Genomic DNA, 19,937 nt, shown 5'->3' with positions numbered 1-19,937 from the left:
CGATGATCAGTGGTCGGAGCGAGAGCGCTGCTCCTCGCGCCATCGCTCCCAGCGGCGACGCAGGTCGCCCTTCCGTAGCCCGTTGCTCGCCTCCAGCACCTCGATCTTGAACATGCGATCGGTTCGGAAGTGACGGAAGTCCTGCCTCAGCTCGCATCAGGCTACAATCAAGCGCGTTGCTTCACCGTAACCGAGGATAACCGGCCACACGACCCGTTCAGTCTCCTCCCCAGTATCGGATCGATAATGCAGGCGAAGCTTCCGATCTTCACGGATCGCATGGCGCAGTTCGTTCGCGTCGACCGTGTCTGTCGGAACGATCCTGCCGGGCTTTGCTCCAACGCTGGGCTCGGCGATGTATGGACGCAGCCTTCCGGGGATAACGGCGGCGATCTTGCTCAGTACGTCCTGTGCCGCTGCGGATAACGCCTTATCGCCGCGTGTTGCGACCCATTGCGTACCCAGCACAATCGCCTCGATCTCGTCGGGCGTCAGCATCAAGGGCGGCATGTCATAGCCAGGATCGAGCACATAACCGAAGCCAGCCTCGCCGACGATCGGGACGCCTTGGCCGATCAGGTCGGCGATATCGCGGTACACTGAACGCCTGGACACTTCGATCTCTTCGGCTATTGCCGCGGCAGTCACCGGCCTGCTCGTACGGCGCAGGATCTGAATGATCTGAAACAGACGGTCGGCTTTGCGCATTACTATTGACTCCTGTTGCCATAATGCTGGCAACAGGCCTGTGCGACAAGGCCGCAGCGATACCGCGCGCAGTTCTGCGGTCTTATCGAAAGGAAAAGCTCATGAAATTTGCCTCAATCCGGCTGATCGCCGGTGATATCAAGGCTATGGTCGGCTTCTACGAAATGGTCACCCGACAATCTGCCGAGTGGTTGGCGCCGGTTTTCGCCGAGATCGTTACCCCTTCTGCGGCACTCGCCATTGGCGGCTTGGAAACCGTGCCGCTGTTCAAGCAAGGCAGCGCCGAGGCCGGCGCCAACCGAACGGCGATCATCGAGTTCATGGTGGACGATGTCGACGCAGAATATGCCCGACTGAAGGATAAGGTCGACCTTGTTCATGCGCCTAAACTGATGCCGTGGGGCAATCGGTCGGTGCAGTTTCGCGATCCGGAAGGCACGCTCGTCGCACTGTTCACGCCGTTCACGGATTCGGCAAAGCAGCGCTTTGCGGCGCGATAGGCGCAGCTGTGCGTCGCGCCATCGACAGCCTCGTCGTCTGACTCACCGCGCCAAAGTCTCTCAAGCTAATGAGCTCGAAAGCCTTTCCAGGCGGCGCGGTGGCGCAGATCTATCGGCCGGCCTGAGCCCGTCGCCCAGAGGTCAGCAGGGTTCAGCGGCCGTAGGTGACCTCGATCGAGGCCTTGGCGAGCGTATTTGCCCTGATATAGAAGCCAACCATGGCGCCCGGCGCGGTCTCGGGAAGCGGCAGGTTGTCGACCGAGAGCGCGTAGACGGTGAACTGGTAGTGGTGTGGCGCATCGCCGGCTGGCGGGCAGGCGCCGCCATATCCCGACATTCCGAAATCCGTGCGGCCTTCCACAGCGCCGGCAGGAAGTTTCTTCTCACTGCTGGCGCCGGTGGCAATCTTGGCGGCATCGGCGGGAATGTTGAACACCGACCAGTGCCACCAGCCCGATCCGGTCGGAGCGTCCGGATCGTAAGCCATGACGGCGAAGCTCTTGGTTCCATCAGGCGCACCCGACCAGGCGAGTTCCGGCGAGATGTTGTTGCCCGTGCAGCCAAAGCCGTTGAAGACCTGCGCATCGGCCATTGGCTTGCCTGCAGTCAAATCCCTGGAGGTGAGCTTCATTTCGGCCTGGGCGGCCGTGGCGCCAAAGACGGAGGCGGCGAGAAGTGCTGCTGTGATAAAACGCATGCTGTTTTCCTGCGGTTGATAATGCAGGAAAACTAGCGTCAGCCCGGCAGCATATCTGCCCCGCTCCGCTCAACTTCTGCCCCGATCCGCTCAAAGTGCTCAGGTCCGCTCCGCACATAGCGTGGATTGACGCCAAACCGCTCCTTGAATCGCGCCGCGAATTGCGACGGCGAGTCGTAACCGACCTCAAGCGCCACCTGGGCCATCGGCAGCGTCGTGGTTTGAATGAGGGCCAAGGCACGGTTCATCCGCGTATCGCTCAAGATCTCGCTGAAGCCGGTCCCCTCGGCCGCCAGCTTGCGCCTGAGCGTTGCTTCGCTCATGGCGAACGCGCGCGCCGCCTGCCCCAGCGTCCAATCAACGGCCGTATCGCTTTCGATCATCTGCCGCAGCCGGTCCTCGAGCCTAGGGCTTTGGCATTGCCCCAGCACCGCTCCGCAGAGCGCGAACCAGGTGATCAGTTCCATCAACCGAGCCTTGGCAATGGCGACGGGAAGCCTGGTCAGATTGCCGGGCCGGCAGCAATAGTCAAACAAGGCCGCGGCTTCCTCCGGCAGGTTCGAGGCGCTTGCCGGGACAGGCCTTGATGGGACGGCAATCGACCCCATCCTGGTATAGGCATCCTCGAAGAGCTGTCTCGGAACAGGAAGCGCCAGGGTCTGGTACTTCTGCGGCGCCTTGGGAATGTTCTCCATCGTCAACGGCCGATAGTCGGGCAGCAGGCCATAGGCGCCAGCCTCGAGGCGCAAAGCCTTATCATCCGCCATAACGATCTTCGTTCCCGACTGCACCTGGATCAGCAAGGGACTCGTATTGACGAGGCGATAAAAACAGGCCCGCCCGCCCTGGCGGATCAAGGCCCTGGTCGGAATGGAAAAGACGTCTTCCAGCATATGGTCTCCGGCAACGGAATGGGGCAGAGCGCGACCGCTGCTCCGCTTGGGGGGATACCAAAACCGCGTGCCGGCAGCAACCATGGGTGAAGGCGAGGCCGTGGCGCCGGCCGAGGAGGTGGCGAATTTCGTCACCGCCGACGGGCCTGGATCCGCCGAAGATTTCAAAGCGGACGCCGAGCCCGACAAGGGAACGAAAGCGGTCGCGCCAACCGAACCCGCTGCCGCACCGTCGCACACTGCCGCGTCCGATCCGTGGCAAGCCCTGGCCCAGATCGGCGCTCAGCTTGTTGCCGCATTGGCGGCGGCCAGCGATTCCGATGCGACGGCGCATCCATGGGTAGAGCGCGATACGGCCACCGGCGCGCGAAGCCTGAAGATACCGCTGCCGCCGCCGGAAACAGCGGCGCAACTCGCCAATGCTCTTTCCGCGCTGGCCGACGGTCTGCGTGGCAAGATCGCGTGATCGGCGGCAAGGAAGGCTATGAGAGGGTCCGGGAAGCCTCAGACCAATTCGCCAGGATCCGCCGCTGCGCCGGACTCTATCTACCGCCTGCCGAAGGCGCGGATATGGTCCACCAGCGCCCGCAGCTTCAGCGGCTGCCGCTGCCGCCGGGGATAATAGAGATAGAAGCCCGGAAAGGGTGGGCAGAAATCTTGGAGCAGCGGCACGAGTTCGCCGCGGTCGAGATAGGGCTGAAAGGTTTCCACCATGCCGAAGGTGATGCCGGCGCCGGCGCAGGCCATGCGGATCATCATGCCCATGTCGTTCGTCGTCATCGCGGGATCGACGGCGACGTCGAAGTCGCGATCATTCTCGGTGAATTCCCAGCGATAGGGCGCCGTGTCCGGGCGCGGCCGCCAGCCGATGCAGGCGTGGGCCTGGAGTTCGCCGGGATGGCGGGGACGGCCGCGGCGCTCGAGATAGGCGGGGGATGCGGCGGCGCATTGCCGCTGCGGCGCGGAGACGGAGATCGCGATCATATCCTGCTCGATGACTTCGCCCAGCCGGACACCGGCGTCGAAGCCCGCCTCGACGATATCGAATTCGTCATCGGTGACGGCGATATCGAGCTTGATGTCGGGGTAAGCCTTCATGAAGCCGGCCAACAAGGTGCCCGACAGAAAACTCTCGGCGATCGAGGAAACGGTGATCCTGAGAAGGCCGCTCGGGCGCGCCTGCATGTCCTGCACCGTCTGCATCGCATCCCTGACCTGCCGCACCGACGAGCGAACCGCATCGAAAAACACTTCGCCGGCTTCGGTCAGGCTGACGCTGCGTGTGGTGCGCTGGACGAGCGCGACGCCAAGGCGATCCTCCAGACGCTGCAAAGCCTGGCTGACGGCGGAGCGGGTGACGCCGAGCCGCTCGCCGGCCAGCCGGAAACTGCGCGCTTCCGCCACCGCGAGAAAGACCGAAATGCCTTCGAGATCATCGACCATTGGTTAGCATTTCTAACCAAGGCATCCAGGATTGGCAACTTAATCACTGCAGAAGGAAGCGTTATCTCTGGGCTCGGGTCACGGCGAGGAACGACCGAGCCCATGCACGAACCAACAGGCGAGAACACGATGCAGCATCATCCCTATGTCGGCATGTGGGTCACGGATGACGGCCGTGTGCGCCACGAACTTTTGCCCAATGGCCGTTACGACGATGCCCGCGGCAACCGAAAGAGCGCCTATCGAGGCCGTTACGAAGTCGCCGGAAGCCACATCGAATACTGGGACGACGCCGGTTTTACGGCCGACGGCGATTTTGCCGACGGCAATACTCTCCATCATGGCGGCATGGTGCTTCGCCGCAGATAACCGACGCCTGGGCGAAGACGACGCCGGCGTCGATTTTCCCAGCTGATCGCACATCCGAGGAAACCTCAACCTGCAAAAGGAGCTTGAAATGTCTGGTATCGAAGGAAAAGTCATTGCCATCACCGGCGCCAGCAGCGGCATCGGAGAGGCTGCGTCGAAGGTGCTGGCTGCCGCGGGCGCCCATATCGTAATCGGCGCGCGGCGTACCGAGCGCTTGGAGAGGCTCGCCGGTGAAATCGAAGCCAGGGGCGGAACGGTGCGTCTGCGGAAGCTTGACGTCACCGACCGTTCCGAAGTCGAGGCTTTTGCCGGTTTTGCCAGATTGGAATTCGGCCGGCTTGACGTCATTATCAACAATGCCGGCCTCATGCCGCTCTCGCCGCTCGATGCTCTCAAAGTGGAGGAGTGGGACCGGATGGTCGACGTCAACATCAAGGGTGTTCTCTACGGCATCGCCGCAGCCCGGCCGATCATGAAAGCGCAGGGATCGGGGCAGATCATCAACCTGGCTTCGATCGGCGGCCACAGTGTCTCGCCAACGGCCGCCGTCTATTGCGCGACGAAATTTGCGGTGCGTGCGATCTCGGACGGGTTGCGGCAGGAGACCGATCGCATCCGCGTCACCGTCATCTCGCCCGGCACGACGACATCGGAACTGGCCGAGACGATCACCGATCCCACAGCGCGCGACGCCATGAAGGCTTTCAGGGCGGTCACGATCAGCCCCGAGGCCGTCGCCCATTCGATCCTCTATGCCGTCAGCCAGCCTGACGATGTCGATGTCAGCGAGATAATTATCCGGCCGACGGCCAGCCCGCATTGAGCAACCGATATCCCGGCTGGCCTGCCCCCGTCGCTTAAAACCCCAGCGACTGCTGGGCGGGCGGCGGCGGGGCGAGGTTGACGCCTTCGAGTTCCAGCATGCGGGTCTTCGACGACGAACCGCCGGGCGCCGAGAAGCCGCCGATCTTGCCGCCGGCCGCCAGCACCCGGTGGCAGGGAATGATCAGCGCGACAGGGTTCTTCGCCATCGCCTGGCCGACGTCGCGGGCGGCTTCCGGCCCGGCGCCAAGCTCTTTCGCCAGCGCGCCGTAGGTGGTCGTGTGGCCCCAGCCGACACGCCTTGCCGCTGCATAAATCTCCCTGAAGAAGGCATCCTGGCCGGCAAGGTCGAGTTCAACGCCTGAGAAATCCGTCTCCTCGCCCTGGAAATAGCGCTTCACGGCAGCGACCGTTTCGAGCACCTCAGGCGTCGGCGCGCCGGGTTCGGCCTCCGGCAGGCGGCGCAGCAGCAGGCGTTCGGTCGCTTCCGCTGACTTCGTCGGCAGCTGGAAGCGGGTGATACCGGCGTCGCTCCAGGATATGCCGCAGAAACCGCCTGCGGTTTCGAACATGAGATAGTGATGGATCGTCTGGGCCATGACGCAGCCTCCACGTTTTTCGATTGCCACCAAAATCGTACGGGACGGCCGCTGTTTCAACCCGATTCTTGCGCCTCGTGTTCTTTTTTTGTTCTTGATATTCTCCCTTGCCGGCGTATCTTTCACCCGTTTTTGGAGCGCGAGGCGGTCATGACGACCTGACAGGCATGGACCAGATTTCTTTCGATTTCGACCATGGTCAAAATCGGCGCAGGCGGGTGGGTGAAAGCCAGAACGGCGGCCACAGGCTTTTCTTTGCGCTCCGCCCGCCTGCGATCGTCGAACGGCAAGCGGCTTCGATCGCCGATGACTATGGCAAGACCTTCTCCCTTTCTGGAAAGCCGCGGCTGACGACCCTGCATGTGAGCGTTATCGGCATCGGCGACTATGAAATGTTTGCCGGAGGACGTGATCTTCGCGGCCCGGCAGGCCGCCGCCACAGTCGAGGGCGCGCCGATTGCCGTCACCTTCGACAGGATCGCGAGCTTCAAGCGGAAACGCAAGGCGCGGCCTCTCGTGCTCTGCAGCAAGGGCGGGCTGATGCCGCTCGTGCGCCTGCATGTCCAGTTGGGCGTCGGCATGCACAATACCGGATTGCGTGAATATCGATCGCAATTTTACGCCGCATATGACGCTGCTCTATGACCGCAAAGCGGTGCCACCGACGAGCCTCGACCAACCGGTTTCATGGACGGCGCAGGAATTCCTGCTGATCCACAGCCTTCTCGGAAAGACCGAACACCACATCATCGATCGCTGGCCGCTGCTCGGCTGACGGCAAGGACATCCGCGGACCACGCTTGCGCTTCCGCGAATTCCGCGCATAAAGCTCGGCAAGCCGGTTGGTGATGGCAAACGGAGAGCGAAGACAGCATGGATGTTTCAGAGATCATCATCCCGGGCGATACGCCGGGAACGGAGTGGCGGCTGCCGGTGCTGCGTTTTTTCGGTCGCGATTCGAAGGCGCCGAAGATCTATATTCAGGCGGCACTGCATGCCGGCGAGCTGCCGGGAACGGCGCTCTTGCATTTCCTCTGCGAGCGGCTGCGGCAGGCGGAAAGCGAAGACGGGATTGCCGGCGGCATCACCGTCGTGCCGCAGGCCAATCCGATCGGTGCGGCGCAGTCGCATTTCGGTGATTTGCAGGGCCGATTCGACCTCGGCTCCCGCACCAATTTCAACCGGGATTTCCCGCTGATCTCCCTTGCCGACCGGGCGACGCTGATCGAAGACCTCGATGATTGCCCGGCTACCGACAGATTGAAGCGGCAGCTTCTGCACATGGCGCTCGGCGCCGATCTCGTCCTCGATCTGCATTGCGACGACGAATCCCTGCAATATGCCTATATCGACGAGGCCTTCTGGCCTGAAGCGGCCGATCTTGCCGCCGCGCTCGACTTGCAGGCCGTGCTGCTTTCGGATGGCGAAAGCTCGGCCTTCGAGGAAGCCGTCGGCTTTGCCTGGAAGTATGAGGTTCCCGGCGAGCGCCGGTCCCGGCTGCCGGGCAGGCTTTCCGTCACCCTCGAGCTGCGCGGCAAGCGCGACGTCGATCCGGCGCTGGCAAAGCGGGATGCGGACGGGCTTTGGCGTTTCCTTGCGGCGCGAGGGATCGTCAACGGCGGGACAGAGGCAACCGCATTTTTAGGCCCGGCCGTGCCGCTCGACAATGTCGAGATCCTCCGCGCGCCAGAAGGCGGGGCCGTGCTCTTCCATCGCAATATCGGTGAAAGGATTGTGCAGGGCGAGCTTCTGGCGACGATCGTCACCCGGCCTGGGCAGTCGGGCGGCAGCCTCGACCTGCATGCGCCGCAGGACGGGCTGATCCTGACCCGGACATCCGACCGGCTGGTGCGGCGGCGCGGTGACCTGATGAAGATCGCCTGCGGCAGCCCCAGCAACGCCTCTCGCAAGGCCGGCACGCTGGAGAATTGAGCGGCGGGGATAAGTGCCGCGCGGCGTTTGCGCCACCCTTCCCGCATGTTATCCCGCAGCCATCACAGGAGATCGATCGGCATGACTGTCACCATCTATGGCATTAAAAATTGCGACACGATGAAAAAGGCCCGCAGCTGGCTGGAAGCCCACGGCGTCGCCTATGAATTTCACGATTACAAGGCGCTCGGCATCGACCGCGCCCATCTCGAATCCTGGATCGATCAGGCCGGCCTCGATACCGTGCTCAACCGCGCCGGCACCACGTTTCGCAAACTGCCCGATTCCGAGCGCGAAAATCTGAGCCGCGACAAGGCGATCGCGCTGATGCTCGACCAGCCGTCGATGATCAAGCGTCCGGTGCTGGCAGCGAAGGGCAAGCTGCTGGTCGGGTTCAAGCCGGAGGTCTACGCCGGCACTTTCGCGGGCCGATAGGCGGCCAATGTCCAAGACCACGCGCGCGACACAGCTTCTTTCCCAGGCAGGCGTCGCCTTCACCGTCCACACCTATGATTACGATCCCGGCGCCGAGCGCGTCGGGCTGCAGGCGGCGGAGGCCTTGGGCGAAGCGCCGCATCGGGTGCTGAAGACGCTGATGGCCGAGGTCGACGGCAAGCCGGTCTGCGTCGTCGTGCCGTCGGATCGCGAGGTCAGCATGAAGAAGCTGGCGAGCGCCTTTCATGGCAAATCGGCCAATATGATGAAGCCTGCCGATGCCGAGCGGCTGACGGGTTATCATGTCGGCGGCATCAGTCCCTTCGGCCAGAAGAAGAGCGTGCCGACGGCAATCGAGGAAGCCGCCCTTGCCGAACCGCTCGTCTATATCAATGGCGGGCAGCGCGGGCTGCAGGTGCGGCTCGATCCGAAGGATGCGTTGAAAGCGCTGAAAGCTATCGGCGCGCCATTGGTCGCCTGATCTCAAAGCAAGCGGTCGAGCAGGCCGGCAAGCATCTTCGCCTCGTCTTCGGCAAGCTTGCAACCGATATGGGTCTCGATCGATCCGGCATAGACGGCCCACATGCGCTCGCGCAGCCGCCGGCCGTCCTCGGTAATCACCACCCAGCGGCCGCGTCCATCCTCGGCGAAGACTTCGCGGCGGACCAGCCCCTCTCTTTCGAGCCGGTCGACCAGGCGGGAAAGATTATATTGCGCAAGCAAAGTCCGCTCTTCGATCTCATAGGGGCGTAGCCTGCCATCCCCCGCGCGCACCAGTTCCCACAGCACGTCATACCAGGCAAGCGGCGGCAGGCCGGCCGCTTTCAGGTCGGCTTCGATCGCGCCGAGCAAGCGTTCGCGGACGCGCATGATGCTCGTCCAGGCACGCGTGCAGGCTTGGTTCGGTTTCGGCATTTTTTCGGACATAAATGCAATTACATCTATCTTGAATTCCGCCGCAAGCGATATTAGATGCATTTGCATGGATTATAACCAGGAGATTTCCATGAGCAGGCTTACCCTCATCAGCCATCATCTCTGCCCCTATGTGCAGCGCGCCGCGATCGCGCTTCTCGAAAAGGGCGTGCCGTTTGAGCGCATCAACATCGATCTTGCCGATAAGCCGGATTGGTTTTTAAAAATTTCACCGCTCGGCAAGGTGCCGCTGCTCAAGATCGAGGAAGAGGATGGCGGCGGGGCCGTGCTGTTCGAAAGCAGCGTCATCTGCGAATATCTGGAGGAAACGCAAGCGGGTGCCGCCCTGCATCCCGCCGATCCGCTGACCCGCGCCCGTCATCGCGGCTGGATGGAATTCGGCTCCTCGGTGCTTTCCGATCTCTGGGGTTATGAAACGGCGCAGGATGAATTGCAGCTAGACGCCAAGCGCAAAGCGCTGATGTCCAAATTCGCGACGCTCGAAGCGGCGCTGGGCGACGGGCCCTATTTTGCCGGCAGCAGCTTCAGCCTGGTCGACGCCGTCTTCGCGCCGGTCTTCCGCTATTTCGATCTCTTCGATACGCTCGGCGACAGGGGCATCTTCGATGGGCTCGAGCGGGTGCAGCGCTGGCGCCAGGCGCTGTCCGAGCGCGCGAGCGTGAAGGCCGCCGTTGGCGAGGATTACCCGCAGCGGCTGACGGAATTCCTCGAGAAGCACAACTCGATCCTTCTCAGGCTGCCTGCCGCCGCCTGAAGCGCAGCCAGCGGCCGGACATCCAGCCGGCCGCCCGCAATTCAGCGACACGACGCTTCATTTTCGCCGCAAACGGGTCTAAGTCTGCCAGCCTCTTGGAGCGGTTCAGCTTTTCACGGAAGCGCAGAACCGCTCCAATCTTTTGGATTTACGCAATTCCCGGCAAAAGCGCTTCGCGCTTTGCCTGAGAAAACCGCTTCGCACTTTTCCTGGAATTGCCCTAGCGTCGACGACAGAAGGCAGGTTGAACCATGACTTTCATGCCCCAGAGCCAGAACACCATTGATCCCGTCAAGCTGGAGAAGCTGGCTGAGGTCGCCGTCAAGGTCGGGCTGCAGCTGCGCAAGGGTCAGGATCTGGTGATCACCGCGCCTGTGGTGGCGCTGCCGCTCGTTCGGCTGATCACCAGCCACGCCTATCAGGCCGGCGCCGGCCTCGTCACCGCCTTCTATTCCGACGAGGAAACGACGTTGGCGCGCTATCAGCACGGCAGCGACGAGAGCTTCGACCGCGCCTCCGACTGGCTCTATGAGGGCATGGCCAAGGCCTATGCCAACGGGGCGGCGCGCCTTGCGGTTGCCGGCGACAATCCGCTGCTCCTGTCCGAGCAGGATGCCGGTAAGGTCGGCCGCGCCAACCGCGCCACATCGACCGCCTACAAGCCGGCGCTGGAAAAGATCTCGAATTTCGACATCAACTGGAACATCGTCTCCTATCCCAATCCGTCCTGGGCCAAGGTGGTTTTCCCCGACGATCCTGAACCGATCGCCATCGCCAAGCTCGCCAAGGCGATCTTTGCCGCCTCGCGCGTCGATGTCAGCGATCCCGTCTCCGCCTGGGCCGAACACAATGCCAATCTGGCCAAGCGCTCCGCCTGGCTGAACGGCGAGCGCTTCGCTTCACTGCATTTCCAGGGACCGGCCACCGACCTGACGGTCGGGCTTGCCGACGGGCATGAATGGCATGGCGGCGCTTCCACCGCCAAGAACGGCATCACCTGCAATCCGAACATTCCGACCGAAGAAGTCTTCACCACGCCGCATGCGCTGCGCGTCGAAGGCCATGTGTCCAGCACCAAGCCGCTGTCGCACCAGGGCACGCTGATCGACAATATCCAGGTGCGCTTCGAGGCCGGGCGCATCGTCGAGGCGAAGGCATCGCGCGGTGAAGAGGTCCTGAACAAGGTGCTCGATACCGACGAGGGCGCGCGCCGGCTCGGCGAAGTGGCGCTGGTGCCGCATTCCTCGCCGATCTCGGCGAGCGGCATCCTGTTCTACAACACGCTGTTCGACGAAAACGCCTCGTGCCACATCGCGCTCGGCCAATGCTATTCCAAGTGCTTCCTGAACGGCGCGACACTGAGCCAGGAAGAGATCAAGGCGCAGGGCGGCAATTCCAGCCTCATCCATATCGATTGGATGATCGGTTCGGGTAAGGTCGATATCGACGGTCTCAAGCCGGATGGTTCGCGGGTTCCGGTGATGCGGCAGGGCGAATGGGCCTGACCGGCGTCGTCGCGCGCTGACTGAGCCAGACGCTGGCAAGCACCATGGCGAAGCCGGCGATCTGCGCCGGCGCCAGGCTCTGGCCGAGCGCCAGCCAGCCGAGCAGGGTGGCGACGACGGGGCTCAGAAAGCCGAGCGAGGCGACCGCCGAGGGCTCGATGCGCGACAGGCCGCGAAACCACAGCAGATAGGTGAAGGCCGCGCCGATCAGGGCGAGATAGGCAATGCCGGCGATATTTGCGATGGTCGGTTCCGGCAGCGCCGGTTCGAGGAAAAGCGCAAAAGGCATCAGCAGGACCCCGCCCGCCGTCAATTGCCAGGCGGTGAAGGTGAGGTTCGACACCGGCGGCGCCCAGCGCCGCGTCAGCACCGTGCCGAAGGCCATCGAGACGGCGCCGGCAAGACCGGCAGCCACGCCCGCAGGATCGAGCCCCGCCTTCGGCGTCAGCACCAGCAATCCCACGCCGGCCATGCCGGCAAGACCAGCCAGCACGGCAAGCGGCCGGATCGCCTTGCCGAGGAAAAGGCGCGACAGCGCGATGACGATCAACGGTTGCACCGCGCCGACCGTTGCGGCAACGCCACCTGGCAGCCGGTAGGCCGAGACGAAGAGCATCGCCCAGAAGAACGCGAAGTTCAGCGCGCCGAGAATGAAGGCGCGGCCCCACCAGATGCCCGTCGGCAACTTGCGAACAATGAGCAGCAGAAGCAGGCCTGCCGGCAAAGCGCGCAGCATCGCGACGGTGAGCGGATAACCATGCGGCAGGAAGGATGTCGTGACGAAATAGGTGCTGCCCCAGATGGCCGGAGCCACGGCGGTGATCAGCACATCGGCGAAATATCGTGAGCTTGTCTTCACTTCAAGAATCTCTATATCAAGATAAAATCAGGATAGCACAATTTATCTTGACGTCAAGATATCTCCTGCTATCGATGTGACATGGGTGAAGAGAAGCAAGATCATGTCGACAGAATCCTGGCGCAATGGCGCCGCGAGCGCCCGGACCTCGACGTCGAACCGATGGGCATCCTCGGGCGACTGAAGCGCCTCGGAACCCATCTCGGCCGCGAAGTGGAGGCGGTGCTGCTGAAGCACGGGCTTTCCACCTCCGCCTTCGACGTGCTGGCCACGCTTCGCCGCTCCGGCGCGCCGCACCGGCTCTCGCCGGGCGAGCTCCTGGAGATGACCATGGTCAGCTCCGGCACGATGACGAACCGCATCGACCAGTTGGAGAAATCAGGCTTCGTCGAGCGCATCGTCAACCCGGATGACAGGCGAAGCGTGTTGATCGCGCTGACAGATAAGGGGCTGGCGACGGTGGAAGCGGCCGTCGATGCGCATGTCGCCAATCAGCGGCTGTTGACGGGGAATCTGAGCGCTGCCGACAAGACGGAACTCGACCGGCTGCTGAGGAAGTTTCTTTCGGATTTCGAGTGACTTCACCATGTAGCGACGTGCTTGCGGCATGGATGCTCGGGTCAAGCCCGAGCAGGACGGAGGTGGAGGACCCGAGCGGCAAGATAGGAACGTCCGGAGGAATTTCAGCAAGGCGCGCCAGCGGTTTTTGCGTGGCAATTGCGTCGGCAACGACAGTAACGCTGCCCTACCTGCCGCACAGACTCCCTACACTCCGCTTCAACAAACCACGACGCGCTTGCGGTCCCTGCCTCATAGGCACCTCACCCTCCGTCGTCCTCGGGCTCGACCCGGGGACCCATGACAGCAACCAGCGCGTCGGCCGCCAGGAACCGCTCTAAAACAGACTTCCCTGCTTCGACGGATCGCCGGTTTCCCTGGCGGGCCGCTTCTTCAGCGAGGCAGGCGGTGCGCTGCCTTCCGTGGTCACCGCACCGATGCGGCCGTCGGAAAATTCGATCGAGACTGCGGCGCCTGTCGAAAGGACTGAAGCCTGCGACACCGGCCTGTCCTCTTCGTCGCGGATCACCGCGTAGCCGCGCTTCAGCACATTCTTGTAGGAGAGCGACTGCAGCACGCGATCCTGCGCCGCGAGGGCTGCTTTTGCGCGGATCAGCCGATGGGATGTCGCGGTGTCGGCGTGCCGGATGAGATTGGCGAGGTGGTCGCGGGCGCGGCCGGTCTGCGCCTGCAGGCGGGCGGGCAGCGAGGCAAAGACCGCCTCGGCGCGGCCGACGCGGGATTTCGAGCGGTCGATCAGCCGCTCGACCATGCGCTCGGCCCGCACCATTCGCTCATTCAGCGTCTGCCGCCGCTCGGCGATGCGGTTGGCCAGCACATCGGGACGCAGATGCGCGGCGACGCGCTCGAAGCCGCGGCGCTTGTTGATGGTGTTGAGTTCGAGCCCGCGGCCAAGGCCGGCCGCCGCCTCGTCGAAACGCCGGCGCGGCAAGGCGAGAAGCTGATCGAGCGACGGCAATGCCCGCATCAGAGCGCGCACCGACTGGCGGCGCTGATCCATCTGCCGGTTCATGCAGCCCTGCAGCCGCGCGGCAAGGGCCGCGGCCTGCGCCTCAAGCTCCGCCTTGACCGGCACGGCCATTTCGGCCGCCCCCGTCGGCGTCGGGGCACGGACATCGGCGGCATAGTCGATCAGCGTCCAGTCGGTCTCGTGGCCGACCGCCGAGATCAGCGGTATCCGGCTTTCGGCGGCCGCACGCACGACGATTTCGTCGTTGAAACTCCAGAGATCCTCCAGGCTGCCGCCGCCGCGCGCGACGATCAGCACGTCCGGGCGGGGGATGGCACCGGCCGGCTCCAGCGCATTGAAGCCGCGAATGGCGTTCGCCACCTCCTCGCCAGAGCCCTCGCCCTGCACCTTCACCGGCCAGACGAGGACATGCACGGGAAAACGGTCGGAGATGCGGTGCAGGATATCGCGGATCACGGCGCCGGTCGGCGAGGTGACGACGCCGATCACCTTGGGCATGAAGGGCAGCCGCTTCTTGCGGGCGGCATCGAACAGACCTTCGGCGCCAAGCTTGCGCTTGCGCTCCTCGATCAGCGCCATCAGCGCGCCGGCGCCGGCCGGCTCCAGCGTCTCGATGACGATCTGATATTTCGAGGAGCCGGGAAAGGTGGTGACCTTGCCGGTGGCGATCACCTCCATGCCCTCTTCCGGGCGGAACTTCAGCCGCGAGAAGGTGCCCTTCCAGATGACGGCGTCGATGCGGGCGCGATCGTCCTTCAGTGCGAAATAGGCATGGCCCGAAGAATGCGGCCCGCGATAGCCGGAGATTTCGCCGCGCACGCGAACCTGGTCGAAGGCCGTTTCGACGGTGCGCTTGATCGAGCCGGAAAGCTCCGAAACCGAGTATTCGGCAAGGTTGGTCGGCGAATCGCTGTCGAAGAGGTTGCTCATCTCTTCTTTCTATGTCGATCGGCGGCAAACTGGAAGGTCGGGGCCGCGGCACAAGCCTGTTTCCCCGGCTGTCGAGATCGCAGCGAAATCGGGTAAATCCGTTTGGTTGCGGAACGCATAGTTAGAATGCGCGTTATAGACGAAAGGGATTGCTAACCACCGCAATACAAAGGCTTTTCGGCCGGGGCGGCCGGTAAATCTTTGTTAGCTGGCGCTTCCTATGCTTCCCCTCGTTATCACTGGGAAGGTGCTGAAATGATTATTCTCACAGCAGCAGCATTGGGCATCACCGCCGGGCAAACGCGCTCGGCTGCCGCGATCGCGTTGATCGCCGCGCTGATCGGAATAACCTTTGCCGCGGCGGCGATCACCTCGCCCGGGCCGGTCTCCATCCTGGCCTTCGTCTATGCCGTTCTCGGCTATAATGGCGGCCTGATGCTCTTCGTTCTCGGGCTCTATGCCAAAACGCGGCTTCGCCCCGCGACGCGCGTTTCCCACTAAAGGTCAGCCGAAAGGCCGGCGTCAGTTCGCCGCCGGCCGATAGCGAAAGAACTGAACACCCACCTCAGCCGCCTTCGGAAGCTTTTCCAGATAGGGCGGAATATTGCCCTTGCCGAGTTCGGCGTAGAGCCCATCCGGCTTCAATTTGGCGATCTCCCGCGTCTGCAGGTCACCGGGGCAGAAGCCAAGCACCGTCACATCAGCCCCCTTCAGGAAAGCTTCCGCCTCCTGCGGCTCCGCCAGCCCGATATGCAATTCCGTCAGCATGCCGCCCTGATTGCGGTGATAGGGCGCGGAGAGAACCCGGTTCTGCGTGAAACGGAGGATCGGCACGCCCATTTCCGAGGGTGCGGAGACCAGTCCGGCCGGAAGCCCGGCGAGCGGCGCCAGCGCCGCTTTCGATGTGCAGGAATGCAGCTTTTCCGCCGCCTGCTTCTGCGCGCCATTCTCCATCTGCAGCGAGATAAGTCCGCCGCCGACTGCCCAGGCGGCCGGAACGCTGGCCAGCACCGTCACGATATAGACGAAGGCGGTGGAAACGTTCTCGCTGTCGCTGTTGGAGATCCGTCTGATATCGATGATCAGCAAGGCAAGCGGCAGAATGGAGAGCAGGTTCGAGAAAGTGCTGCCGCGCACCTGGACCAGCGCGATCGCCCAGCTGATGGCGAGCAGGAAAAGCAGAACCAGGTGGATCTGCATGCGGTCGCGCCGAACGATGCGGAAGATGCAGACCGCGATGCCGAACAGGCCGGCCGCATAGAAGCCACCGAGGGAGGAGGGATCGGTGCGAAGAAGAACGAAGGCCGACTGCGCTTCCGACACATTCTTCAGCCAGAGTTCGACCAGCATCGGATCGAGACCGGCGAGCGGATCGCTCAGGCATTGCGGCGCGATCACCATCGCCGAACCGAGAACGCCGGCGCCGACGAGGCCAAGTGCGGCAAAGCGCAACGGCCGGCGCAGGCGGCTGGCAAAAACCGCCGAAAACAGCAGCAACCCGCCGCCGATCGCCGCCAGGCTGTAATAACCGAGCGAGAGATTGTCGCAAGTGACCGTCGAATAGAGGCGGGGCGGTACCGTTGCGACAAAGAGAATGCTGATCGCAATCGCCAGCGCCAACCCGAAGGCCTTCGCGGCAGCGGCGAATTTTTCCCCTTCCCAGGCCCAGAGAAAAGCGATGGTCAGACAGACGGCGGCAACGAAAGGCGTCGTCTCGGCGCCGATGGCGATGGCGACCGCTGCGGCGATACCGGCAAGCGCATAACTCCAGCCGCGCCGCTGAGGATCCAGCAGCATCGCCACCATCGTCGCAACCAGCGCCAGCTGGGCATTGTGATGATCGATGGCTCCCGGCGCGAAACGGTTGCCCGTGTAGATCGCAAGACCGGTCATGCCGAGACAGATATGCATGCCGGCAATTCCGCCGATCCGGCGCCCGGCAACGGCCATGGCAAGCATGGCGGGCAGGACGAGCGAAACCGGCCAGACGGCAAGCGCCAGCGCCTCGGCCGTTTCGCGCGGCGCAAACAGGCCGAAGAACCAGATCAGCGAAGCGATCGGCAGATCGATCAGCCGCGACCAATGCATGAGCGTGCCGCCACCGAGGCCGAGGCGATATTGCATCAGATCGAACCAACCCTGCCCGGCAAGAAAATCGCGGACCTCGACCAGACGCATTCCGTCGTCATTGTCGGGACCGACATAATCGGTGGCGGTACAAAGCTTGGCGACGAGGAGGATGGCGGCGAGAAGGACGCTATAGGTGATGACGGTTGGCCACAGGCGCATCATCAGCCTGCCCAGCCCGCCCCTTTGGACGGTGGTCACGGATGCGGCATTGGCGATCGGCTGCACGGCGTTCATCGTGGTTAGCGCTTCGTTTCCAGATGGCCGAAGCTTAGCCGTCGCCGATCAAGAAAGTGTAAAGCCGTGGCGCCAGGCGCCGATTTTGCCTGCGTCATAGGGTCTTATTAACGGCGGGTGATTTAGGCTGCGTGCGGCTTTCAGTGTAACGAGTAGAGTCATGGCCCGATCGCATACCGATAATCCGAATATTGCCGTCCTGCTTCCCTGCTATAACGAGGCGGCGACAATCGGCCCTGTGGTGCGGGGTTTCCGCGCGACGCTGCCGGATGCGGCGGTCCATGTCTACGACAATAATTCCACCGACGGCACCGCGCTGCAGGCGATGCTGGCCGGCGCGCATGTCGTTCGCGAGCGGCGGCAAGGCAAGGGCCACGTCGTGCGCCGCATGTTCGCCGACATCGAGGCCGATATCTACATCATCGCCGATGGCGACGGCACTTACGCACCAGAGGACGCCGAAGAGCTGGTGCGCACCCTGCTGACCGAGCGGGCCGATATGGTTGTGGGAACCCGGCGCGGCGTGCATGCCGATGCCGGCCGTCAGGGCCATGCGCTCGGCAACCGGCTTTTCAACCTGCTCTACCGGACGATCTTCGGCCCCGACTTCACCGACATTTTTTCCGGCTACCGCGCTTTCTCGCGCCGCTTCGTCAAGAGCTTCCCGGCGGTCTCGGGCGGCTTCGAGATCGAAACCGAAATGTCGGTGCACGCCTCGCGGCTGAAGCTGCCGGTCAGCGAGCTGGAACTCGATTACGGCCGCCGGCCGGAAGGCTCGCATTCCAAGCTTTCGACCTTCCGCGACGGCGGCAGGATCCTCTGGATGTTCGCGATGCTGATGAAGGAAACTCGGCCCTTCGCCTTCTTCAGCACGATCAGCACCAGCTTCATGCTGGCGAGCCTCGGCTTTATGGCGCCGGTGCTGGCGGAATATTTCGCAACGGGTCTCGTCAGCCGCATGCCGACCTGGGTGCTGTCGATGGCACTGATGATGATCTCTTTCATGCTGTTCACTGCCGGCGTCATCCTGGATTCGGTGGCCCGCGCCCGCGCCGAACAGCTTCGCATCCATTATATGAATCTGGAGACGCCGAGCATGGTCAAGGCACCGCTCAGCCAGACAGCGCCGGCATCGAGCAGGCGTCCCGGCAAGGCGGATGCGGCGTGAGAAGGCTCATCCGCTTCACCATCGCCGGCGGCATCGGCTTCCTCGTCGATGCCGGCATGCTGTCGGCGCTGCTGCATCTGACGCCGCTTGGGCCGTTCCTGGCACGGCTTGTCGCGATCGCTTGCGCAATGGCAGTGACCTGGGTTTTCAACCGGCGCTACACGTTCGATCGCTCCGGCCGGTCGCTCGCCGTCGAAGGCTTCCGCTACGGCTCGATCGGGGTAACGACAGCGCTTGTCAATTACGGGCTTTATTCCGCGCTTCTGCTGTCGCTGCCGGCGCTCCAGCCGCTGGCGGCGATGATGATCGCCAGCATCGCCTCGATGGTCTTCAGCTTCTTCGGCTATTCGCGCTTCGTCTTCCGCGCCGAATAGTTCTCGAAATTGCGCTAGACGGCTTCCCAGCCGTCCTTCTCGCTGGCCCGGTAGATCGCGTCGATCACCTTCTGGTTCAATTTGGAATTTTCCAGCGTGACGAGCTCTTCGTTGCCGTCCTTCACCGCCCGGGCGAAGGCTTCGACCTCACGCTTGTACTGGCGGCTGTCCTGGAAGCGGAAGATTCGCGATTGATTGTGGCTGCGGTCGGCGAGCTCGATCTCCTCGGGGCCCCAGCGATTGGCGTTGAACGGCGATTTGACCTCGATGTAACCGTCGGTGCCGTGGAAGACCATGACCTGGCGGTTGGCCATCTGCGTCGAGATATAGAAACTCAGCTCGAAATCGCCGAAATCGGCCTTGACGCTCGAATAGATATCCGTGCCGAATTCGGGATCGCGCTCGGTGACCGCCTGGATCCGCAGCGCTTCCTTGCCGGTGGAAAACCGCGTGCCCATGACGGGATAGACGCCGATATCGGGAAGGCCGCCGCCGCCGAGCTCGGGGATGTTGCGCATGTTGGCGGCATCGCGATTGAAATAGGTGAAGGCGCCCTGCACATGCCGGAGCGAGCCGATCACGCCTTCTTCGATCAGCGCCCGCACCTTCCGCCACACCGGCGAATAGGCGATCATATAGGCTTCGGTGACCACCACCCGGTTGCGGTCGCGGGCGGCGATCACTTCGTCGATATCGCCTGCCTTCAGCGCCAGGGGCTTTTCGCAGAGCACGTGCTTGCCGGCATCGGCTGCTTTGATCGACCATTCGATATGCTGCGAGGTCGGCAGCGGGATATAGACGGCGTCGATGAGATCGGAAGCCAGCATCTCCTCGTAGGAGCCGAAGGCATGCGGCACCGAGAAGCGGTCGGCCATCTCCCTGGCGCGGGCGAGATCGCGGCTGGCGATTGCCGTAACGACACAGTTCTCCGCATCCTGGATCGCCGGAACGACATTGTCGCGGCCGATCTTCGCTGTTGAAATGATACCGAAACGCAGCATATCCAAGCCTCCCGAAACAAATGTCCGCGAACCATATTCAGGCCCTGGCCGCGGCGCAATGGCGCGACAGGAAATCACGGAAGTTTGCCTTCCCTCATG

At 63.1% G+C, this 19,937-nt stretch carries 22 protein-coding genes and 2 pseudogenes; 14 read left to right on the top strand and 10 right to left on the bottom strand.

The window, feature by feature from the left end:
- Window positions 1-6: 6 nt before the first annotated feature.
- Window positions 7-708: pseudogene (locus tag AMK05_RS01650) on the bottom strand (helix-turn-helix transcriptional regulator).
- A gap of 101 nt (window positions 709-809) precedes the next feature.
- On the opposite strand from AMK05_RS01650, the gene AMK05_RS01645 reads away from it, so the two are divergent.
- A complete protein-coding gene (locus AMK05_RS01645; protein ID WP_064835958.1) occupies window positions 810-1,208 on the top strand; it encodes a VOC family protein in 399 nt (132 codons plus the stop codon).
- A 151-nt stretch (window positions 1,209-1,359) separates the two neighbouring features.
- Here AMK05_RS01645 and AMK05_RS01640 read toward each other — a convergent pair whose 3' ends face one another.
- Window positions 1,360-1,905 (bottom strand): YbhB/YbcL family Raf kinase inhibitor-like protein, encoded by a 546-nt coding sequence (locus tag AMK05_RS01640; protein ID WP_064835956.1) that lies wholly within the window; start codon window positions 1,903-1,905, stop codon window positions 1,360-1,362.
- 38 nt (window positions 1,906-1,943) lie between these two features.
- Window positions 1,944-2,798, bottom strand: a complete 855-nt coding sequence (locus AMK05_RS01635) for a helix-turn-helix domain-containing protein (RefSeq protein ID WP_064835954.1) — start codon at window positions 2,796-2,798, stop codon at window positions 1,944-1,946.
- 82 nt (window positions 2,799-2,880) lie between these two features.
- On the opposite strand from AMK05_RS01635, the gene AMK05_RS01630 reads away from it, so the two are divergent.
- On the top strand, window positions 2,881-3,264 hold the full coding sequence (locus tag AMK05_RS01630; protein WP_064835952.1) for a hypothetical protein: 384 nt from the start codon (window positions 2,881-2,883) through the stop codon (window positions 3,262-3,264).
- Between the two features lie 80 nt (window positions 3,265-3,344).
- Here the strand turns inward: AMK05_RS01630 and AMK05_RS01625 are convergent, their stop codons facing one another.
- Window positions 3,345-4,241, bottom strand: coding sequence for a LysR family transcriptional regulator (locus AMK05_RS01625; RefSeq protein WP_064835950.1), 897 nt, complete (start codon window positions 4,239-4,241; stop codon window positions 3,345-3,347).
- Window positions 4,242-4,304: 63 nt separating this feature from the next.
- Between AMK05_RS01625 and AMK05_RS33005 the strand changes: the two genes are divergently transcribed.
- On the top strand, window positions 4,305-4,610 hold the full coding sequence (locus AMK05_RS33005; protein WP_442966258.1) for an Atu4866 domain-containing protein: 306 nt from the start codon (window positions 4,305-4,307) through the stop codon (window positions 4,608-4,610).
- Between the two features lie 88 nt (window positions 4,611-4,698).
- Entirely contained in the window at window positions 4,699-5,433 is a 735-nt protein-coding gene (locus tag AMK05_RS01615) for an SDR family oxidoreductase (RefSeq protein WP_064835946.1), read from the top strand.
- Window positions 5,434-5,467: 34 nt separating this feature from the next.
- On the opposite strand, the gene AMK05_RS01610 is transcribed toward AMK05_RS01615, so the two are convergent.
- Complete coding sequence (locus AMK05_RS01610; RefSeq protein WP_064835944.1) at window positions 5,468-6,031, bottom strand: methylated-DNA--[protein]-cysteine S-methyltransferase; 564 nt, start codon at window positions 6,029-6,031, stop codon at window positions 5,468-5,470.
- Between the two features lie 167 nt (window positions 6,032-6,198).
- On the opposite strand from AMK05_RS01610, the pseudogene AMK05_RS01605 reads away from it, so the two are divergent.
- The 4 genes and pseudogenes from AMK05_RS01605 to ybaK all read left to right on the top strand — a co-directional run bounded on the left by AMK05_RS01605 (window position 6,199) and on the right by ybaK (window position 8,879).
- Window positions 6,199-6,806 (top strand): annotated as a pseudogene (locus AMK05_RS01605) (2'-5' RNA ligase family protein).
- Window positions 6,807-6,904: 98 nt separating this feature from the next.
- The gene (locus AMK05_RS01600) at window positions 6,905-7,963 is read left to right on the top strand and encodes a succinylglutamate desuccinylase/aspartoacylase domain-containing protein (RefSeq protein WP_064835942.1); all 1,059 of its coding nucleotides are present in this window, start codon (window positions 6,905-6,907) and stop codon (window positions 7,961-7,963) included.
- 81 nt (window positions 7,964-8,044) lie between these two features.
- A complete protein-coding gene (locus tag AMK05_RS01595; protein ID WP_064835940.1) occupies window positions 8,045-8,398 on the top strand; it encodes an ArsC family reductase in 354 nt (117 codons plus the stop codon).
- Between the two features lie 7 nt (window positions 8,399-8,405).
- Window positions 8,406-8,879, top strand: a complete 474-nt coding sequence (ybaK, locus tag AMK05_RS01590) for a Cys-tRNA(Pro) deacylase (RefSeq protein WP_064835937.1) — start codon at window positions 8,406-8,408, stop codon at window positions 8,877-8,879.
- 2 nt (window positions 8,880-8,881) lie between these two features.
- On the opposite strand, the gene AMK05_RS01585 is transcribed toward ybaK, so the two are convergent.
- Window positions 8,882-9,325, bottom strand: coding sequence for a MarR family winged helix-turn-helix transcriptional regulator (locus AMK05_RS01585; protein ID WP_064841234.1), 444 nt, complete (start codon window positions 9,323-9,325; stop codon window positions 8,882-8,884).
- A gap of 79 nt (window positions 9,326-9,404) precedes the next feature.
- Between AMK05_RS01585 and AMK05_RS01580 the strand changes: the two genes are divergently transcribed.
- Together AMK05_RS01580 and AMK05_RS01575 are read left to right on the top strand one after the other, a co-directional pair.
- Window positions 9,405-10,088 carry a glutathione S-transferase family protein gene (locus AMK05_RS01580; protein WP_064835935.1) on the top strand — a complete coding sequence of 228 codons (684 nt, stop codon included), beginning with the start codon at window positions 9,405-9,407 and terminating at the stop codon, window positions 10,086-10,088.
- A 251-nt stretch (window positions 10,089-10,339) separates the two neighbouring features.
- A complete protein-coding gene (locus AMK05_RS01575) occupies window positions 10,340-11,593 on the top strand; it encodes an aminopeptidase (protein ID WP_064835933.1) in 1,254 nt (417 codons plus the stop codon).
- On the opposite strand, the gene AMK05_RS01570 is transcribed toward AMK05_RS01575, so the two are convergent.
- On the bottom strand, window positions 11,541-12,452 hold the full coding sequence (locus AMK05_RS01570; protein WP_064835931.1) for an EamA family transporter: 912 nt from the start codon (window positions 12,450-12,452) through the stop codon (window positions 11,541-11,543). The two genes, AMK05_RS01575 and AMK05_RS01570, sit on opposite strands and share 53 nt — an antisense overlap.
- A gap of 81 nt (window positions 12,453-12,533) precedes the next feature.
- Here AMK05_RS01570 and AMK05_RS01565 point away from each other — a divergent pair, with 81 nt between their 5' ends.
- Window positions 12,534-13,031: a MarR family winged helix-turn-helix transcriptional regulator gene (locus AMK05_RS01565; protein ID WP_064835929.1), complete on the top strand. Its 498-nt coding sequence runs from the start codon at window positions 12,534-12,536 to the stop codon at window positions 13,029-13,031.
- Window positions 13,032-13,347: 316 nt separating this feature from the next.
- On the opposite strand, the gene xseA is transcribed toward AMK05_RS01565, so the two are convergent.
- Window positions 13,348-14,931 (bottom strand): exodeoxyribonuclease VII large subunit, encoded by a 1,584-nt coding sequence (gene xseA / locus AMK05_RS01560; RefSeq protein ID WP_064835927.1) that lies wholly within the window; start codon window positions 14,929-14,931, stop codon window positions 13,348-13,350.
- Between the two features lie 255 nt (window positions 14,932-15,186).
- On the opposite strand from xseA, the gene AMK05_RS01555 reads away from it, so the two are divergent.
- Window positions 15,187-15,432 (top strand): hypothetical protein, encoded by a 246-nt coding sequence (locus AMK05_RS01555; protein WP_064835924.1) that lies wholly within the window; start codon window positions 15,187-15,189, stop codon window positions 15,430-15,432.
- A 21-nt stretch (window positions 15,433-15,453) separates the two neighbouring features.
- Here the strand turns inward: AMK05_RS01555 and AMK05_RS01550 are convergent, their stop codons facing one another.
- Entirely contained in the window at window positions 15,454-17,295 is a 1,842-nt protein-coding gene (locus tag AMK05_RS01550) for a hypothetical protein (RefSeq protein ID WP_064835922.1), read from the bottom strand.
- A gap of 160 nt (window positions 17,296-17,455) precedes the next feature.
- Here AMK05_RS01550 and AMK05_RS01545 point away from each other — a divergent pair, with 160 nt between their 5' ends.
- Window positions 17,456-18,463: a glycosyltransferase gene (locus AMK05_RS01545; protein WP_064835921.1), complete on the top strand. Its 1,008-nt coding sequence runs from the start codon at window positions 17,456-17,458 to the stop codon at window positions 18,461-18,463.
- Entirely contained in the window at window positions 18,460-18,837 is a 378-nt protein-coding gene (locus tag AMK05_RS01540; protein ID WP_064835919.1) for a GtrA family protein, read from the top strand. The genes AMK05_RS01545 and AMK05_RS01540 overlap by 4 nt, the downstream gene beginning before the upstream one ends.
- 14 nt (window positions 18,838-18,851) lie before the next feature.
- Here AMK05_RS01540 and AMK05_RS01535 read toward each other — a convergent pair whose 3' ends face one another.
- On the bottom strand, window positions 18,852-19,838 hold the full coding sequence (locus tag AMK05_RS01535; RefSeq protein WP_064835917.1) for a Gfo/Idh/MocA family protein: 987 nt from the start codon (window positions 19,836-19,838) through the stop codon (window positions 18,852-18,854).
- Window positions 19,839-19,937: the final 99 nt, after the last annotated feature.

Origin of the sequence: Rhizobium sp. N324 (assembly GCF_001664485.1) — a bacterium.
GTDB lineage: Bacteria > Pseudomonadota > Alphaproteobacteria > Rhizobiales > Rhizobiaceae > Rhizobium.
This window is presented reverse-complemented; position numbering and strand designations above follow the sequence as displayed.

Coding starts and splice junctions, on each gene's coding strand:
- AMK05_RS01645 (WP_064835958.1), top strand. CDS start 810: ATGAAATTTGCCTCAATCCGGCTGATCGCCGGTGATATCAAGGCTATG.
- AMK05_RS01640 (WP_064835956.1), bottom strand. CDS start 1,905: ATGCGTTTTATCACAGCAGCACTTCTCGCCGCCTCCGTCTTTGGCGCC.
- AMK05_RS01635 (WP_064835954.1), bottom strand. CDS start 2,798: ATGCTGGAAGACGTCTTTTCCATTCCGACCAGGGCCTTGATCCGCCAG.
- AMK05_RS01630 (WP_064835952.1), top strand. CDS start 2,881: ATGGGTGAAGGCGAGGCCGTGGCGCCGGCCGAGGAGGTGGCGAATTTC.
- AMK05_RS01625 (WP_064835950.1), bottom strand. CDS start 4,241: ATGGTCGATGATCTCGAAGGCATTTCGGTCTTTCTCGCGGTGGCGGAA.
- AMK05_RS01615 (WP_064835946.1), top strand. CDS start 4,699: ATGTCTGGTATCGAAGGAAAAGTCATTGCCATCACCGGCGCCAGCAGC.
- AMK05_RS01610 (WP_064835944.1), bottom strand. CDS start 6,031: ATGGCCCAGACGATCCATCACTATCTCATGTTCGAAACCGCAGGCGGT.
- AMK05_RS01600 (WP_064835942.1), top strand. CDS start 6,905: ATGGATGTTTCAGAGATCATCATCCCGGGCGATACGCCGGGAACGGAG.
- AMK05_RS01595 (WP_064835940.1), top strand. CDS start 8,045: ATGACTGTCACCATCTATGGCATTAAAAATTGCGACACGATGAAAAAG.
- ybaK (WP_064835937.1), top strand. CDS start 8,406: ATGTCCAAGACCACGCGCGCGACACAGCTTCTTTCCCAGGCAGGCGTC.
- AMK05_RS01585 (WP_064841234.1), bottom strand. CDS start 9,325: ATGTCCGAAAAAATGCCGAAACCGAACCAAGCCTGCACGCGTGCCTGG.
- AMK05_RS01580 (WP_064835935.1), top strand. CDS start 9,405: ATGAGCAGGCTTACCCTCATCAGCCATCATCTCTGCCCCTATGTGCAG.
- AMK05_RS01575 (WP_064835933.1), top strand. CDS start 10,340: ATGACTTTCATGCCCCAGAGCCAGAACACCATTGATCCCGTCAAGCTG.
- AMK05_RS01565 (WP_064835929.1), top strand. CDS start 12,534: ATGGGTGAAGAGAAGCAAGATCATGTCGACAGAATCCTGGCGCAATGG.
- xseA (WP_064835927.1), bottom strand. CDS start 14,931: ATGAGCAACCTCTTCGACAGCGATTCGCCGACCAACCTTGCCGAATAC.
- AMK05_RS01555 (WP_064835924.1), top strand. CDS start 15,187: ATGATTATTCTCACAGCAGCAGCATTGGGCATCACCGCCGGGCAAACG.
- AMK05_RS01550 (WP_064835922.1), bottom strand. CDS start 17,295: ATGAACGCCGTGCAGCCGATCGCCAATGCCGCATCCGTGACCACCGTC.
- AMK05_RS01545 (WP_064835921.1), top strand. CDS start 17,456: ATGGCCCGATCGCATACCGATAATCCGAATATTGCCGTCCTGCTTCCC.
- AMK05_RS01535 (WP_064835917.1), bottom strand. CDS start 19,838: ATGCTGCGTTTCGGTATCATTTCAACAGCGAAGATCGGCCGCGACAAT.